Source organism: Halorhodospira abdelmalekii (assembly GCF_016583625.1).
GTDB lineage: Bacteria > Pseudomonadota > Gammaproteobacteria > Nitrococcales > Halorhodospiraceae > Halorhodospira > Halorhodospira abdelmalekii.
The window spans coordinates 26,984-44,446 of the sequence record NZ_NRRN01000029.1; the positions used below are offsets into that span (position 1 = coordinate 26,984).

Consider the following 17,463-nt stretch of genomic DNA (forward strand, 5'->3'; position numbering starts at 1 on the left):
CGATGGGGTTTGGCCCGGGTTGTCTGGGCTTGATTCGCTTTGATGCGGTTCGGCTCGGTTTGCTTGGGCTCGATCTGCTTTGATGCGGTTCGGCCCGATTTGCTTGGGCTTGATTCGCTTTGATGCGGTTTGATTGAAGAGGTTTAAACAATGGAACTCATACTGTTGGAAAAGGTCGCCAATCTCGGCGATCTGGGCGACCGGGTCCGGGTGCGGCCCGGTTACGGGCGCAACTACCTGCTGCCCTACGGCAAGGCGAAACCGGCGACCGCCGAGAACATTCGCTACTTCGAGGAGCGCCGCGCCGAGCTTGAGGCGCGGGCGCGTGATGCCTTCCAGGCCGCACAAGCCCGTCTGGAGCAGCTGCAGGGGCGCACGCTGACGATCCAAGCCAAGGCCGGTGAGCAGGGCAAGCTCTTCGGTTCGGTTGGGCCGGCCGACATCGCGAACGCAGCCGAGGCCGCGGGGATCGAATTGGCCCGGCGTGAGGTGCGGATGCCCGAGGGGCCGATCCGGGTCGCCGGTAGCTACGAGGTCGCCGTGCAGTTGCACACCGACGTCGAAGGGGTGCTCTCGATCGTCGTCGAGGGCCAGGAGTAGCGTAGGAGCAGCGCAAGAGCAGCGTAAGAGCGAGTTAGGAGTAGTGTAGGAGTACAGGAGGGCCGGCGCTCAGCGGCTCAGCTCTGATCTGCTCCGAGGTCTCCAGGGGGCGCATCGGGGTCGTCCTCGGTCGTCTCCGGGGGCTTCCCCGGTTGGCCCGAGGATCGTCCTCGGTCGCCCCGGTTCGTCGCCCCGGTTCCTAGAATCCGCTTCCACAAATCCGTTTCCACGAATTCGCTTCCTAGAACTCGCTTCGCAGATGGGGGAGAGGCCGGTGCAGCACGAAGGGGCCGCCTCAAGCGCCGAGGCTCTTAAAGTACCGCCTCACGATCTGGAGGCTGAACAGTCCGTCCTCGGCGGGCTGATGCTCGATAACTCGGCCTGGGATCAGATCGCCGACCGCCTCCACGAAGAGGACTTCTACCGCCGCGAACACCGCCTCGTCTATCGGGCGATGGGCGAGTTGGCCGAGCGCGGCCATCCACTCGATGTGGTGACCCTCTCAGGGCGGCTGCGCCAGCAGGGCAAGTTGGACGATGCCGGTGGGCTCAGCTACTTAGGCGGGATCGCCCGCGAGACCCCGTCGGCGGCGAATATCCGCGCCTACGCCGACATCGTGCGCGAGCGCTCGGTGCTGCGCCAGCTCATCCGGGCCGGTTCCGAGGTCGCCGAGTCGGCCTTCCAGCCGCAAGGCCGCAGCAGCGATGAACTGCTCGATTCTGCCGAGCGGACCATCTTCCAGATCGCCGAGCAGACGGGGCGCCACCGCCAGGGCTTCGTCGGCATGCGCGAGCTCATGCCGCAGGTCGTCGAGCGCATCGATGCCCTCTACCGGACGCAGGAGGCGGTCACCGGCCTGCCGACCGGCTTCGACGATCTCGATCAGATGACCTCGGGGCTGCAGAATGGCGACTTGGTCATCGTCGCCGGCCGCCCCTCGATGGGCAAGACCACGGTGGCGATGAACATCGTCGAGCACGTCGTCATGCACCGTAAGGCGCCGGTCGCCGTCTTCTCGATGGAGATGCCGGCTGAGGCGCTGGCCATGCGCATGCTCGCCTCGCTCGGACGGGTGCCGCTGCAGCGGATTCGCTCCGGTCGGTTGCAGGACGACGACTGGCCGCGTCTGACCTCGACGATGAGCCTGCTCGCCGAGGCGCCGCTCTTCGTCGACGACTCACCGGGCTTAACACCGACCGACGTGCGCGCCCGCGCCCGCCGTCTGCGCCGCGAGCACGACGCCCTCGGACTCGTCGTCATCGACTACCTGCAGCTGATGCAGATCTCCGGTTACCGCGAAAACCGCGCCGGTGAGCTCTCCGAGATCTCGCGTGGACTCAAAGCGCTCGCTAAAGAGCTCAACACCCCGGTCGTAGCACTCTCGCAGCTCAACCGCTCGCTTGAGCAGCGCCCGAACAAACGCCCGATTATGTCCGATCTACGCGAATCGGGGGCGATTGAACAGGACGCAGACCTGATCGCCTTCATCTATCGCGATGAGGTCTATAACGAAGACAGCCCCGATAAGGGGGTCGCCGAGTTGATCATCGGCAAGCAGCGGCAGGGGCCGATCGGCACCGTCCGCCTGACCTTCCTCGGTGAGTACACACGCTTTGAAAACCACACCGAGGATATCTACGGCGGGGGCATTCCGGGGTGAGTCGCGGGGCGCAGGCGGTGATCGATCTTGCGGCGCTGCGGGCCAATCTGCGTACGGCCCGCAAGGCCGCCGCCGGAGCCCGCGTCATGGCGGTGGTGAAGTCGGACGGCTACGGCCACGGCCTGGCCCGGGTCGCCGCTGCGCTGGCAGGCGGTGGCGGTGGCGGTGGCGCTAGGGCTGGTGCGGGGCCTGGGGCCGGTGCTGGTGTCGGCGCGGGGGTTGGTGGCGGCGGTGCCGGTGTTGCTGCTGACGCCGCTGCCGACGCCTTCGCCGTCACCACACTCGAGGAGGCGCTGACACTGCGCCGCTGCGGCATCACGCAGCCGGTGGTGCTGCTGCAAGGGCCGTTCGCCGCGGCCGACCTCGAGCCGGCGGCAAGCGCACAGCTGGAGCTGGTGATCCACGCCGCCTGGCAGGTCGAGGCCCTAGAGCAAGCAAGTGCTCTGACCGCGCCGCTGCGCCTCTGGCTCAAGGTCGATAGCGGTATGAATCGGCTCGGCTTTCCGCCCGCGGCGGTGCCGGAGATGTGGCGCCGGCTGCAGGCGCTGCCGCAGCGCAGCGGCGAGATCGGCTTTATGACCCACTTAGCCTGCGCCGACGATCGCCGCAGCGGCATGACCGCGCAGCAGTTGGCGACCTTCGATGCGGCTTGCGCCGGGCTGCCGGGGCCGCGTTCGGCGGCGAATTCGGCCGGGTTGCTCGGCTGGCCGGAGAGTCGGCTCGATTGGGTCCGCCCCGGCATCATGCTCTACGGCGCCTCGCCCTTTATCGAGCCGCGCGCCGACGATCCGCTGCTTGAGCCGGTGATGACGCTGCAGGGGCGACTGGTCGCCATCAAGCAGTGTGCCCGCGGGGCGGTGGTCGGCTACGGGGCGACCTACCGCTGCCCGGAGGCGATGCCGCTCGGCGTCGTCTCAGTCGGTTACGGTGATGGCTATCCGCGCCACGCCCCGAGTGGTACGCCGGTGGAGGTCGGTGTGGGCTCGGGCTCGGGCGCGGGCTCGGATTCGGGCTCGGGGGCGATGAGCGACCTGATGGTTCATTCGGGGCCGCCGGGGCACTCGGGGCAACCGGTTCAGCGGGCGCAGCCGGCAGCGCTCGTTGGGCGGATCTCGATGGATATGCTGGCGATCGATCTGCGTCGGGCGCCGGCTGCCCGCCCAGGAGATCGGGTCGTGCTGTGGGGCGCTCAACCGCGTCCGGAGACGATTGCCAAGGCGGCCGGGACGATCGCCTACGAGCTCTTCTGCCAAGTGACCCCGCGGGTGGAGCGAGTCGAGCGCGAGGAACAAGTGGGACAAGAGGAGCGGGCAGCCCAGGTGGAGCTTGCGGAGCGGGTGGAACGCGAGCAACAGGGAGAGCGGGTAGAGCGGGCAGAACCCGTGAAGCGCGAGGAGCGGGGAGGGCGGCGGCGTGGCGGCGCGCGCTAAGCAGCACTACCGCTGCACTGCCTGTGGCGCGGTGCAGCCGCAGTGGGTCGGCCAGTGTCCGGAGTGCGGCGCCTGGAACACCCTGGAGGCGCAACTGCTGCCGCCCTCCGGCGGTGCGTCAGGGCGGGCCAGCGGTGGGCTGGCCAGCGGCGGGTTAGCAAATGGCGGGTTAGCGAGCGGTGCCGGTGGCTGGAGTCTGGCGAGTCTGGCCGGCGGTGCTGTCGAGGCGGCGACGACGACGTCCCTAGCGACCGTCTCGACCGCCCCCGAGCCGCGCCTGCCGAGTGGCCTCGGCGAACTCGATCGCGTCCTTGGCGGCGGCTTGGTGCCCGGTTCGGTGGTGCTGATCGGCGGCGAGCCGGGGATCGGCAAATCGACCCTGCTGCTGCAGACCTTGGCTGCCCTCTCGCGGCACCATCCGGCCCTCTACGCCACCGGCGAGGAGTCGCTGCAGCAGGTCGCACTGCGCGGGCAGCGCCTCGGGGTTGCCGATGCCGCCTTGGAGCTGATGGCCGAGACCTCGGTCGAGCGCATCGTGGCGACGGCGGCACAGCTGCGGCCGCAGGCGCTGGTTGTCGACTCCGTGCAGACGGTGCACACGGCAGCACTCAACTCCGCCCCCGGCTCGGTCTCACAGGTGCGCGAGAGCGCAGCGCAGCTGGTGCGTTTGGCTAAGGAGAGCGGAACGACGGTCATCCTGGTCGGCCACGTCACCAAGGAGGGGGCGATCGCCGGGCCGCGCGTGCTCGAACACATGGTCGATACCGTACTCTACTTCGAGAGCGATCAAGGCAGTCGCTACCGGCTGCTGCGCGCCTTCAAAAACCGCTTCGGTGCCGCCAACGAACTCGGCCTCTTCGCCATGACCGAGGACGGTCTGCGCCAGGTGCGTAACCCCTCGTCGATCTTTCTATCGCGCCACGAGCAGGAGGTCGCCGGCAGTGCCATCGTCGTCACGCGCGAGGGCAGCCGCCCGCTGCTGCTCGAGGTCCAGGCGCTGGTTGCCGACTCGGCGCTGCAGCAGCCGCGCCGGGTAGCGGTCGGCATCGAGCCGTCGCGCCTCGCCCTGCTGCTTGCGGTCTTGCAGCGCCACGGCGGGGTGACGACCGCCGGACAGGACGTCTTTATCAACGTCGTCGGCGGAGTGCGCATTCAGGAGACGGCCGGCGACTTGGCGACGGTCGCGGCGGTGCTCTCAAGCTTGCGCAACCGCCCGCTGCCGCGCCACGCGGTGCTCTTCGGCGAGCTGGGGCTGGCCGGTGAGGTGCGGCCGGTCCCGGGCGGCGAGGAGCGTTTGGCCGAGGCGGCGAAGCACGGCTTTACGCGCGCTGTGGTGCCGCTTCAGAACGTGCCGCGGCGTGGCAGACGTGGCGGCAGACAGCGTGGCGGTGAGGGCGGTACGCAGCGTGGTCAGAGCGGCGGTGAAGGCGGGAAGGGCGGGAAGGGCGGTGAGCGCGGTCAGCGCGAGATCGAGATGGACGGTATGACGGTGCATCCGGTGCAGCGGTTGGAGGAGGCGCTGGAACTGCTCTTTGGGTGAATCTCTGAGCCCGTGAGGGGCGTTCTGCGGGTGCGTAACCAAGCAAAACGAAGTGAAGCGCAAGCAAAACGAAGTGAAGCGAAGCACAGCAAAGCGAAGCACAGCAAAGCGAAGCACAGCAAAGCGAAGCACAGCAAAGCGAAGCCAATTTTTGTTTGACTCGCTAATCCTCGATCAGCTGTGTCAGCTCGCGGTGCATCGTCTCGGGGTCGCCGAGGTTTGCCTCGATCAGGTTGCGTAGATGCATGATGCTGTCGATGTCGATGCGGCGACAGCGCAGCCCGATCTCTTTGCCGCGCCAGTGGACCGGTTCGACCTCCATGCGAATGACGTCGTGCTCGCTCAGTGCGACAGTGAGGGCGAAGAGGCAGCTGCCGTCGAGCAGATCGCCGCTCGGCTCATCGCCGCTGCTCAGGCTGACGAGCGCACCGCGCAGGGAGACATCGAGCAATTCGACGGTGTGCTCCCGGCAGCCCTCTTTGAGTGGCAGCAGTTGCGCCGGGGTGTGAAACGCGATCCGGCTGAAACGCCGCCGCTCTTCGCTGCTCATCGGCCCGCTACTCATCGGCCCGCTACTCATCGGCCTCTCCCTCCCCCGTGCTGTCGATGACGGCTCGGCTCTTTGGGTCGCCGATGCCTTCAGTCGTCTTTAGTTGCCTCTAGTCGCCTCTAGTCGCGGGTCTTATGGCCGCACTGCCGATTTCAGAAGGCTCAGCCCAGCTCAGCCTAAGCCAACCCAACCTAACCCAAGCCAACCCAAGCCAACCCAAGCCAACCCAAGCCAACCCCAACTCAGCTTAGCACGGTCGGGCGCGGTTACGGGCCGCCTCCAGAGTATTCTCAAGCAGGGTGGCCACGGTCATGGGGCCGACCCCGCCGGGTACGGGCGTAATCCAGCCAGCGCGCTCGCGCGCCTCCTCAAAGTCGACGTCACCGGTCAGCGTACCGTTGTCGCGGCGGTTAATCCCGACATCGATGACGATGGCGCCGGGGGCGATCCAGTCGCCGCGGATCAAGGCCGGCTGCCCGACCGAGGCGACGACGAGGTCGGCCTGGCGCACCCGCCCCGGCAGGTCGCGGGTGCGGCTGTGACAGATGGTGATGGTGCAGCGGGCATTCAGCAGCTCTAGTGCCATCGGCCGGCCGACGATGTTCGATTGCCCGACGATTACGGCATCGCGTCCGGCGAGCTCTTCGCCGGTGGCGGCGAGCAGCGTCATGATGCCGCGTGGGGTGCAGGGGCGCAGGCCGGGCAGGCGGGTGACGAGGCGGCCCATGTTCTCCGGGTGGAAACCGTCGACGTCCTTGGCCGGGTCGATACGCTCAATGACTCGTTGCGTATTGATGGCCGGCGGCAGGGGGAGCTGGACCAGGATGCCGTCGATCTCGGGGTCGGCGTTGAGGGTGTCGATGTGCTCAAGCAGCGTCTCTTCGCTGGTCTCGGTCGGTAGCTCGTAGGCGCGAGAGGCGATCCCAGCCTCTTCGCAGGCGCGGTGTTTGTTGCGGACGTAGACCGCCGAGGCCGGATCACCGCCGACCAGCACGACGGCCAGTCCTGGGCGGCGCAGCCCCTGGGCAAGACGTTCGGCGACGGCTTGGCCGACCTGTTCGCGGCGTGCGGCTGCAATTGCCTTACCATCGAGTATCTGCGCTGACATGAGGCCCTCAAGGTGGTGAAGGGGGTGAATAGAAAGCGATTCGGACGGCGTCTATGATAGGTGTCTAATAGGCGTCTATGCGATAGGCGCCTATAATAACTGAGGGGTTTGCCTGTTGCATACTTGAGTGCGGCTACTTGAGTGCGGCTACTTGAGTGCGGTCGAGGTGGCCTGGCCGATTGACGCCCGGTTGCGAGGCGAGTATGATCTCACCTCGGACGCGGCGGGCTAACGCCACAGGCGCGCTAGTCCTGCAGAGTGTAGCAGCGGGGTGTAGCGCAGTCTGGTAGCGCACCTGCTTTGGGAGCAGGGAGTCGGGGGTTCGAATCCCTCCACCCCGACCAAGCCTGCAAAGCTTGCGTAGCCTGCCGCAGTGTGCTGGCGCGTAGACCAAGGCGCGATGGCGAAGACCGAGATCCTGCGCCCGTAGCTCAATTGGATAGAGCATCGGCCTTCTAAGCCGACGGTTGCAGGTTCGAGCCCTGCCGGGCGTGCCACAGCACGGCGGTGTCGGTGTGCAGGGGCCGGAGAATTGCGAGCACGGTTGTAAATGCTCAATAGAATTAAAGAGTTGTAGGCGAACTCAAACAGTAAGCGAACGATGGTGGGCGTAGCTCAGTTGGTAGAGCCCCGGATTGTGGCTCCGGTGGTCGTGGGTTCGAGTCCCATCGCTCACCCCATCTTTACGCGGTTCTCTCCTCATCTCGTCTGGCTCGGTCGCTGGGCCGTGCCTGTCTCAGTATCTGGGCCGCTAGCTCAATGGTAGAGCAGCTGACTCTTAATCAGTAGGTTGAAGGTTCGAGTCCTTCGCGGCCCACCATTTCACTTCACTTCACTTCACTTCATTTCACTTCAAACCACCGCTTCAAGCCTCTCCAAGCTGCTACAAGCTACAAGCTACAAGCTACAAGCTACAAGCTACGAGCTACAAGCTACTTCGCGGCTTCCCTCGTTTTCCGCTCTTCTCTGTTGTTCTCTTTCCTTGCTCCATCCTTCTCCTTCTTCTTGCTCCCTTCCTGCTCCCTTCCTGCTGCTTGCTGACGGGCTCCCCTGACGAGTTTTGCGGCGGTGTTGCGGCTGTGGCGCTGCGGTCTCGGCTGGGCTGTGCCAGCTAGTTGATCAGGCGGCTGGGCTTAGGGGCTGGACTGGCTGGCCGTCTGGCGGCTTGGTTGCCTGGCTGGCTGGCTGACTGCCGGGCGGCTGGCTGCCTCATGGCTGCCTGGCTGGCACCGTTGTGTGGCATACGTTTTGGGTCTCTCTGTCATGTTCAGTGGGCGCGATTGTGTAACGATCGGGTAACAAGTCGATCCTACTCTTGTTCTGCTGGCATCCGTCAGTTATAAGGTTACGGCCAGGGTCTCATACGGCTTGATAGCTTGACAGTCGTGGCTACTCGGCGGTAGCCTCAGCGTGCGGGCGTCGAATGGATACGCCGTGTGTCTTCGCATCGCCGTATGGGGTATTCGGGGGCATGCAGGGAGAAGAAGAGATGGTAGAGCGCAGAGACTTTAACCGTGGCAGCGCAGCGCCTTGGGGTGGCAGGAGGCTTCTCCCGGCAGCAGGGGGGCGGTTGGCGGTGGATTGCGTGGGGTCGCGACGTGGGTGAGGGGCGGCTACGCAAGTTGCCGAGGGTGTGCGTGACGGGTTGTTGCGCTTCGGCCGAGTCCCCGATTCGTTCGAGAGTCAACCAATAAATGGGGCTGATTGGCCTTCGGGTCGGTCGGCTTAGCTGGCTGAAGATCAAGGTTTAAGTTGAAAATCAACAGGAGAGCATTATGAGCCGCAATCGGTTTGAGAAGCTGGACGACCTATTCATGGACGTGGTAATCGGTCAGTACACCGTGTCCACTTTGGTGCAAGATGCCAGTGCCACGGGCCACTTCGAGAAGGTGGTGGCTGCCGCGTACTTCATGCGCGGTGAGTTGACCGCGGAGCAGGCGGAGAATGCCGATTTCACGCAGATGCACATGGGCTTTGCGCGCTCCCAGTATTGGCTGAATGGCCTGGAGAGCGGTCGCTACGATCCCGAAACCTTGCTCAGCGAGATGATTGAGCAGGCACTCGTTGGACAGCTTGGAGAGAATGCTGATGCAGTCACCCGCAATCAGCAGATCGGGGTTGCACGGGAACTGAGCCATGCGATTCGGGACCCCGATGCGACTTTTGAGGACTTGATCGCTATCCGTGATCGTGCCTACGAGGACTTCTTCCAAGGCGAGGCGCCGAGCGTGCCCGATGTGGAAGGGCGGACTTTCACGCTCACTCAAAATGCCGACCGTGTGCCGGAGTTCATGGGCACCTCGCGCAGTGATTTGTTTGATGCGCCGATCACCACGGTGAACTTCCAAAACGGCAACACGCTGAATACGGGTGACGTGCTGGACGGGAATGGTGGCAGCAGCAATAAGCTGGTAGCGCACATCATCAACGATGCGTTTGTGGCGAGTGGTCTCGGTGCGGTGCGTCCGACGACGAAAAACATTCAGAACGTCGAGATCACGGCGCTCGCTACTGAAAATGAGAATGAGGTCAGGCTTGATGCTTCGCGGATGGAAGATATCGAGCACATTGGCTCCTACAACAGCAACGCTAGTTTGGTGATTCAGGATCTGAATACGCGCAACAGCGAAGACGGCACGAAGCGCTTTACGGATGAGATCACCTTTCGAATGGATCACACGTCGAACCAGAACACCGGCGGTGGTGCATCGGATTTGACGGTCTACTTTGATGAGAACTATCTCATTGAGCGTATAGAGGGCGATCTGACCGAGATCTATTTTGAGATGATGAACACCAATGCGCACCGGGCGGGTCACGATCCGCTGGTCAGTGTGTTCATTCGGCGGATGGAGTTCGATGTCAACGGCCAGCTGGTCAAGGTGCACGAGCACCTGGACGGAGAGGAGTTTGAGTCGACGGGTGAGAACATCACGACCTATCAACAGTTGGTGAATGCGCTCTACACCGTGGATGCTGATGGCAACGCCCAAGGGGCACTTCCTGACGCGCTGGAGGCAGCGGGGCTTGAACGAGATGCAGCGATAGCCCGTTTAGGTGGTGAGTTTAGTTTCTTCGATGGCGATACTGGCGAGATGGTTGTTGGTGATCATCAGATTGTCATTGAGGCGACGCCGGGCAATACCGTCTCCCATGTCAATGCGGAGCTTGAGGTTGCGCAGACGGAAAGCCGTGCTGAGGTTAACGGTGAGCGGATCGACAACTGGTCTCGCCACGAGCGTGTTGACTTTGACGTGGACCCGGGCGATCAAGAACTCAAGACCACGATTGAGTTGCACAAGGTTGGCCGCGGTTCCGACGGTGGTAATGTGCTGATTGGTGGTAAGTCGCAGAGTGCCACCTCGAAGGGCATTCCGGTCTTTGACGTCCACGTACTGGGCGGTGACGACAAGCCGAGCAACATTGGCTGGCTGGCGACCACGAATAGCGACCTAGAGACGGTCAACATACGTTCTGTTAATTACAACAACCGTGTTAATGAGGATGGTAACCCCACATGGGCGGATCTGACGATCCGTGATGGTTTCTCTCCTCAGGGTGTTGCAGGCGTAGCGGCGCAGAACAGCCTGGACCTTGTTGACGCCCGGGGGTTTAATGGCCATCTGGTGCTGGGTCGTAATCTGACGCAAGAGCGTGATTATGATGGCAATGATCCGAATACACCAGAGCCCGTTGTAGATGGCAACATTGTTGCTAACGAGCAGATTACTCGCAATGTGTTGAACCTGCACAATTTGCAGGGCAATGGTGCGAGCAGCACGGAGTTGTTTGGTACCATTAATCGTGATGGTGTCTACAGCTACCGGAGCTCGACGGATGATATTGCGGTTGAATTTGCAACTTCGACCAGTGTCGATTTCCGTTTGGACACGGGTGTTGGGAACGATGTGATCGTTGCGAGGCTCAACGGTGAAGCCGTCAATTCGCTCGGTGAGTGGTTTGAGATTGACGCGGGCTCGGGTGACAACTTCGTCAACGTTCGGATGACGGATGGCGTCTCGCTGCGGACCATGGAAGAGCTCGGGAACCTGCACATCACTACGGGCTCTGGGCGCGATACGGTGATTGTGAATGGTCACGGGACCTTCGACATCAACACCGGTGGTGGCAGCGATTTGATCATCATCCAGTCAGCGGACCGCAGTGGCCTTGAGCGCAACTACAGCGATCGCTACGAGGTCGAGGGGTTTGCTGCTGAGAATGGCAGTGCAACCATGGGCAGCTGGATCATTGGTGATCCGACGGGTCCACAGACCTGGGGTACGGGTGGTGAGTGGAACGATGCGGGTTCAGCTCGTGTTCTGTACAAAGCCAAACTGACCCTGTCGTTTGCAGGTATCGAAGAGACGGTTGAAATCGATACTGACCGTGGTGGTAACTTTATTGCTCACCAGGCTGATATCAATAACGCCATTAAGGACGCAATCGATAGCAATGCCGAGCTGAGCAAGCTGCTGCGCTACAGCGACTCTACCGGCAATCAGGCGCTCGAGATTGAAGCTCTGATCGGCGGTTTGAACAACCTGGCTATTGTCATCTACCAGCCGCGGCTGGAAGCTGATGCAGTCAATCTCGCCGAAGACCTTGAAGCGGGTCGAGACGTTTTGATTGAAGGGGGTGATGTTTCAGCTCTGAGGCAGGGTCTGATTGAGACTGGCTTCAGAGACTCTACTTCTGATCATCTGGAAGATGCGAGCGACATTGCAGCACGGACCAGTTCGAATGGCTTCCACGGTTCTGTCGATGAGGAGGGTGTGGGCGATAACAACACCTACTCCACCATCCAGTACAGTCATGACAATGCCGATCAGGTTGATAATGGCTATGGTGCTGGCGAGGACATCTTTAGTGAGAACGATTACTTCTGGTCTGGTGGTGTTTTCAGTGGCAGCGATGACACCATGGGCTACAGTGAGTCGATCATCAACGCAGGTACCGGGGCCCACAACGTTGTCGTGATGCACTCCAACCCGTTGAGTTCAAACACGCTGGTGATTGATGGCAGCATGGGTGCTAACGATAAGGTGACGGTAGTCAACTGGCACACCCGGTCACCTGAGTCGGTTAGTGATGCTAGCCATATGGGTAGACACGCGTTGGATTTTTCTGCCTTCCTGAGCGACGAGGATGATCCATCGTCCAATATTGCTAACAACACGCAATCGGCTTCGCTGATTGAGCCGACGGCCAATATTGTTAACAACGCAAATGCTTTTACTAATCAATCGCCCAGCGTCTCTGATACCGATGGTCTTGCAAGGCCCAACTCGGTCAACGTGATTCGCTTCCAAAGCGATGTTGATGACACCTTTGCCGGCCTGGATGGTGCGACGTTGGTTCGTGCGTTGAATAACGCGGACAACAATCCCGCCACGAGCAACTATGGCAACTTGAACGCTGGCTTGTTGACTCCTACCTTGGGCGGCAGTACTCCTGTTAACAGCACCCTCAACCACATCATTATGGTTGAGAATGATCGTAACGAAGGCGAATACAAAGTCTTCCATGTGACTTCAACTTGGGATGTTACGAACAATCGGACGACCACCCAGGGTGACGGCAACAACAACCTGTTCAACAGCAATGTGAATGAGTTGGGCACCTTGGATTTTGGTGCTTCGATCAACGTAATGTTGGCGGGAAGTGTAGCTCACACCAACTACTTGGTTGCTCTGCGTGAGGCGGTGGATGCGGCCGGTGGTAATGTCTGGGCAGTTCAGCAGGTCGCCTATGACTCAAACGGAGACGGTAATAAGGATCAAATCGTCGATAACCCTGGTTATGCTCCTGGGGTTCCGGAGCCGTACTTCAGTGTCGCGGCGCTCAATGTTCCGAGGGGCGTCGAGTTCGAAGAGGGCGAGGATAGTGCCGCCGTGACGATCAATGGGACGGTGCAGAATACCGGCCATGCCGAAGGCACCCAGGAGATCACGCTGACGGTCGGTGACGATGAGATTGATACCTGGACCTGGAATGAGACGCTCGATGCAGGCGATACCTTCGATATCCCCGAGACCGTTGTCAACCTTGGGGAGGGGACTTACGAGGTGAGGCTGTCGACGGGTGACCACTCGATGACGAGGACCGTCGAGGTTGGGGAGGAAGTGGACATTGCCCCCGATCGTCACGTTCACGATGTCGTAGATGGAGAAGATCTGGACGCTGATGACATTGCCGCTGAGAACAACATGGATGCCGTGTCGTTCGCATTCCCGGAGCCAGCACTGCCGGGTGACAGCGTCTTTATCGAGAATTTCAATGAGGGTGATCAGCTCGATTTCAGCGTGCTTGGGCTGGATGAGTTCAGCGAGGAGTACTTCGATTTCACTACGCGCAGCGAGACCACGAACACAGTGCGCGTGCGCGTCGGTGAAGATGTCGATAATTTTGATGCGCCCTCATGGTTTGTCAATTTGGTAGGGGTCGAAAACGACGTGTTTAGTTACTTCCAGGATTTCCAAGATGAGGCGATCGACGCCGGCCAGCTTATTGAGCAGGTCGGTGTCGCCATAAACACCGAGGATTGGTTGGTGGTGTAGCCAAGAGATGGAAACAGAGTGGGGGCGATCTGCCCCCCACTCTCTTCCCTCCCTCCCCTCTCCCACTTCCCTTACTCAAAGTAGCAGAACAAACTATAGAGGGTTAAGAAAATGTCCAGCGAAAAGGCCAACGACCTGATCACACAGTTGAACGACCTGCTTGATCTTGGCATCGAAGCAGACACCCCTGACGGTGCGGCGATGAGGGCACGCATCCTCCAAGAGTGGGATCGCGGTGCGACCATCGACGTAATTGACTTGGTAACGTATTTCAATCGCTTTAGCCCGTCGTACCGAGACGCTGACGAGGGCGAGCGTCAACAGATGCGGGATGATGTCGGGCAGTTTATCGAAGACAACCCGGGTTTGGTGGAGGCTCCTGATGTCGATGTGCCGGATGTGCCGGGTGTGCCGGGGGAGACTTTCACGCTCACTGCAAGTACCGATGCTATCCTGACCGACAGCTTCAGCCAGAACGTCAATCCAGATGATAAGTATCTGTCCAATGCGGACGATGAAATCAATGCGTTGAACTACCTGCGCAGTTCGACCTACATTGAAGATCCCAGCACCACCGACAATGACGTGCTCAAAGCCAATATCGGTACGAGCGTGACGATTACCCCCACGCTGATCAATATCGAAACGTTGGAGTTGCGCTCCATCAATAACGGTGCCGATGTTAGTTTTGGTGGTATCGAGGGCACCAACTTGGTGACCGTGACCGGTACACCAGCAATGGAACTATCAAGCTTCGTCCAAGACGGCAGTGTAGAAGCCCGACTGGCTGCAAACAATGACCTCACGATTACCGGTGCTGATAACGGCACAACTGATGATGTGTTCAACCTAAGCGTTGAAGGCTCAACCGGAACAAGCGGACGCATTAATCTTGACTCTGCAGGTACCGCTGTAGCAATCGGAACGGTAAATCTAGAAAGCCGTGGAACCGCTGAGAACATTATGCGTTTAGACTCGGCTACTGGCGATTACACCGGTATCACCGATCTTAACCTATCCGGTAGCGCAGCGCTTAAGCTGACGACCGATTATGCGGTTGCTTCAAATATTGATGCCACTGATTTAGACGGTGACCTCACCATCACCCTCGTGGGTGCGGGTGTTACAGGCAGCTTCGACATGGGCGATGTGCTCACCGGTGATTTCAAAGAGATTTCACTACAAGCCTATGATGCTGCTGCCGTCGTCGACTTCACCGATATCAGTGGCCTAGAGACGGTCAATGCTATAGCGGCAAATGCCGATGGCACAGCTAACGCTAACAACATCACCCTAGACATTGCCAAGGATGTCGAAGTAGGTCTCCAGGCCGGTGATGGTAATAATGACGTGGTTATCCGCGTTGACGGCGCCGGTGCGGTTGGTAGCGATAATGACTCGCTGATCGTCAATATCGGCGGTGCAATCCAAGCGGAAACCAACAATCTCACGATTGCTGATGTACAAAACATCACTTTCAACTCTACCACCACCGCAACCGGTGATATTACGAATGCGTTGACAAATACTGTAACCACAGGCGCGCTAGAGCACCTGACGGTGAACGCCACGACCGCTGGGTTCAGCTCTACAGGCTTCACCATGGCTGCCGGCAGTGCTACCAAGACTGTTTCAGAAACCTTTGCCATCACCACAACCGGAGATGAAGATATTGCGCTGGGTACGCTTACTACCGGAGCCAATATCAACAAGATCACCCTAGACAACAGTGGCGAAGGTGATCGTTCATTGTCGATCACAGCCGGTGATCTAAAAGCAGTGGAATCATCAACCCAAGCTGCCGGTGAAGGTGTTGTCGTCACGGGTGAGGGCACCGGTGATGTGGTGATTACGGACGATGCTACTAACGGAACCATCATCACAGAGATGATCATCAATGGTGATGACTACGCAGGTGATACCTATGTAGCCACAGCCACCGGTAATATCGACGCCGATAACTATACCGGCGTAAACGGCATTATCCTAACGGGTATCTATAACGACACCATCAGCAACCTAGGTGCTGACACCACCGTGATCTCGACGGCTAACGCGACAGCGATTACAATTGAAAACAAAACCGGCGTCACCTCACAAGACGTCTTGCTGAAGATGGCTGCCAATGGGGCTTGGACCGCTAATCTTACGGCCAACAGCGTTAAGACCCTCAACATCACCACCGATGATGAGAACCAAACGGGCAACAGTGCCCACACCGTGACCACTCTGGCTGCGACGAACCTTGAAACCCTCAATATTGAAGCAGCCGAAGAGGCGTCGTTTGTATTGGATAATACCTACACCACCCGTGTGGGTGAAGCCGGCGATCGTAACTTCGCCATCAACCTGAGCGGCGAGGGTGCGATCACCTTCGACGACGGCATCACCAGCGGTGCAGGCATTGACACCATCACCATCGATGCCAGTGGAACAGGCACTCGAAGCTTGGGCGCACTCACCACTTCAGACATGTCGAACGGCGGTAACCTCACCATCACCGGTGATCAAGATGTTGCAATCACTGATATTATTGATACGGGCGCGACAGCACAAAAGCTCAACCTGCTCAGTGATGCCAATATCACCATTGGCGACGTGAACGTGCCGATTGCCGCTGCTTCAACCTACACCATCAACTCCAGCTCAACGGATGGTGAAGGGACGAACCAGATTACTGATGCATCTAACATTGATTTTACGGCCAGTGGCGATAACTCGATAACCTCGAGCCTGAAGATCATCGGTAACCAAGACTTTGTCCTTGGTCAAGGTGGCGACGAAATTGACTTTCTAACAGGTGCCGGTGAGGCGCATCAAAACGCACTTGACGCCTCTGAATTCACTGGAGAGCTGACGGCATTTATTGCGCGTGGAACCGGTGATGCCGAATCCAGCTTCGTTGAGATTCTGGTTGGAACAGGGGATGCTACGTTCAATTTGAACAATGCCACCACCGGCGCCAACCAAGACATTATGAAGTACATCTTCAGTGAAGATGGTATTGGTGAAGTTGAAATCACCAACTTCTCGGTGGACGATAGCCTTGACCAGCTTGACTTCTCTGCCTTCTTCACAGGTACAGTGGCTCAATCTGGTATGACCGGTACCAGTGCTGGATCTACGGGTTATATTACTGCGGATGGCGATAATGTTCTTAAGGTAGAGCTGGGTGCCGGCGGTACAGATGCTTACATCACCGCCGTAAATGGCGAGTTTGAAGGCAGCATCAAGCTAACAGGTATCGGTGACCTTGCCAGCTTTGAAAATGGCAACTTCGACTTCGCCTAATCCTCTCCCAAGGACAGGATGTCTAAGCCCACTCCCCACAAAGGATGCGGCTTAGATTAAAGCAAAAGTTGAAAAGCAACAAAGAACCCCCAGCCTAAAAAACTGGGGGTTTTTTATGCCTGAAGGAAATTCTGGAAGATTACGACGGGCATAATCTCGGGGCTTTGCGCCACTGCGCCCTTATGTTTCTAGGGGACACCCACTTTGTATTGCGCCTTTTGGTGAATTTTGAGAAGATGAAGCCATGACCCGCCCTCGCTCAGAACAGGTATCCGTCACGGATACGCCGTGGTACCACGTGGTGTCGCGGTGCGTCCGCCGTGCTTTTCTCTGTGGTCAGTGGAAGGGGAACAGGGACAGGCACTTTGGTTTGGGTGGGCAAGGAAGGTAGTAGACAGGGAAGCATTGTCACATGGAAGTGCGGGCCATGCTGAGACTCAGACGCATTTAAGGTGGTGTGGCTTAGGATGATTGAGGAATCAGTCGGTAACGAGCGTTTCTACTTCGTCTAACGGGTCTTATGTTAAAAGGTTGGTAGGGAGTAGGGCACGGCGGCCCGTTTCAGTCGATTTATTTGCTGAAGGAAGAGATGGGGTAGGGACAGGCAGAGCGCCGAGATAAATCGGTAGGAGATTGGAGGTGAAAGCCCTCTGCCCGGTAAGGGAGGCCACCGGCCGGGACCCCGAGTCATGGGCTGTTGCCCGCGAGGGCAGTGGCTAAGCGT

At 59.6% G+C, this 17,463-nt stretch carries 7 protein-coding genes, 4 tRNA genes and 1 pseudogene; 10 read left to right on the top strand and 2 right to left on the bottom strand.

The window, feature by feature from the left end; translation table 11 throughout:
• Positions 1-150 precede the first annotated feature (150 nt).
• The 4 genes and pseudogenes from rplI to radA form a co-directional block, all read left to right on the top strand.
• Positions 151-600 (top strand): 50S ribosomal protein L9, encoded by a 450-nt coding sequence (rplI, locus tag CKO15_RS08410; RefSeq protein WP_200195002.1) that lies wholly within the window; start codon positions 151-153, stop codon positions 598-600.
• Between the two features lie 259 nt (positions 601-859).
• Positions 860-2,260, top strand: coding sequence for a replicative DNA helicase (dnaB, locus tag CKO15_RS08415; RefSeq protein ID WP_200195004.1), 1,401 nt, complete (start codon positions 860-862; stop codon positions 2,258-2,260).
• Entirely contained in the window at positions 2,257-3,690 is a 1,434-nt protein-coding gene (gene alr, locus CKO15_RS08420; RefSeq protein WP_200195006.1) for an alanine racemase, read from the top strand. Before dnaB ends, alr begins: the two co-directional genes overlap by 4 nt.
• Positions 3,674-5,062, top strand: a pseudogene (gene radA / locus CKO15_RS08425) (DNA repair protein RadA); the annotation flags it as partial. The gene alr and the pseudogene radA, both read left to right, overlap by 17 nt.
• 331 nt (positions 5,063-5,393) lie before the next feature.
• Here radA and CKO15_RS08430 read toward each other — a convergent pair.
• Together CKO15_RS08430 and folD are read right to left on the bottom strand one after the other, a co-directional pair.
• Positions 5,394-5,810, bottom strand: coding sequence for a PilZ domain-containing protein (locus CKO15_RS08430; protein ID WP_200195011.1), 417 nt, complete (start codon positions 5,808-5,810; stop codon positions 5,394-5,396).
• 217 nt (positions 5,811-6,027) lie between these two features.
• Positions 6,028-6,888, bottom strand: a complete 861-nt coding sequence (gene folD / locus CKO15_RS08435; protein ID WP_200195012.1) for a bifunctional methylenetetrahydrofolate dehydrogenase/methenyltetrahydrofolate cyclohydrolase FolD — start codon at positions 6,886-6,888, stop codon at positions 6,028-6,030.
• Positions 6,889-7,155: 267 nt separating this feature from the next.
• On the opposite strand from folD, the gene CKO15_RS08440 reads away from it, so the two are divergent.
• The 6 genes from CKO15_RS08440 to CKO15_RS08465 all read left to right on the top strand — a co-directional run bounded on the left by CKO15_RS08440 (position 7,156) and on the right by CKO15_RS08465 (position 16,739).
• Positions 7,156-7,232 (top strand) — tRNA-Pro (locus CKO15_RS08440).
• Between the two features lie 76 nt (positions 7,233-7,308).
• Positions 7,309-7,385 (top strand) — tRNA-Arg (locus CKO15_RS08445).
• Positions 7,386-7,492: 107 nt separating this feature from the next.
• Positions 7,493-7,568 (top strand) — tRNA-His (locus tag CKO15_RS08450).
• 65 nt (positions 7,569-7,633) lie between these two features.
• Positions 7,634-7,708 (top strand) — tRNA-Lys (locus CKO15_RS08455).
• Between the two features lie 955 nt (positions 7,709-8,663).
• Entirely contained in the window at positions 8,664-13,448 is a 4,785-nt protein-coding gene (locus tag CKO15_RS08460) for a hypothetical protein (protein WP_200195014.1), read from the top strand.
• Positions 13,449-13,559: 111 nt separating this feature from the next.
• Positions 13,560-16,739: a beta strand repeat-containing protein gene (locus CKO15_RS08465; protein ID WP_200195016.1), complete on the top strand. Its 3,180-nt coding sequence runs from the start codon at positions 13,560-13,562 to the stop codon at positions 16,737-16,739.
• The last annotated feature ends 724 nt before the right edge of the window (positions 16,740-17,463 follow it).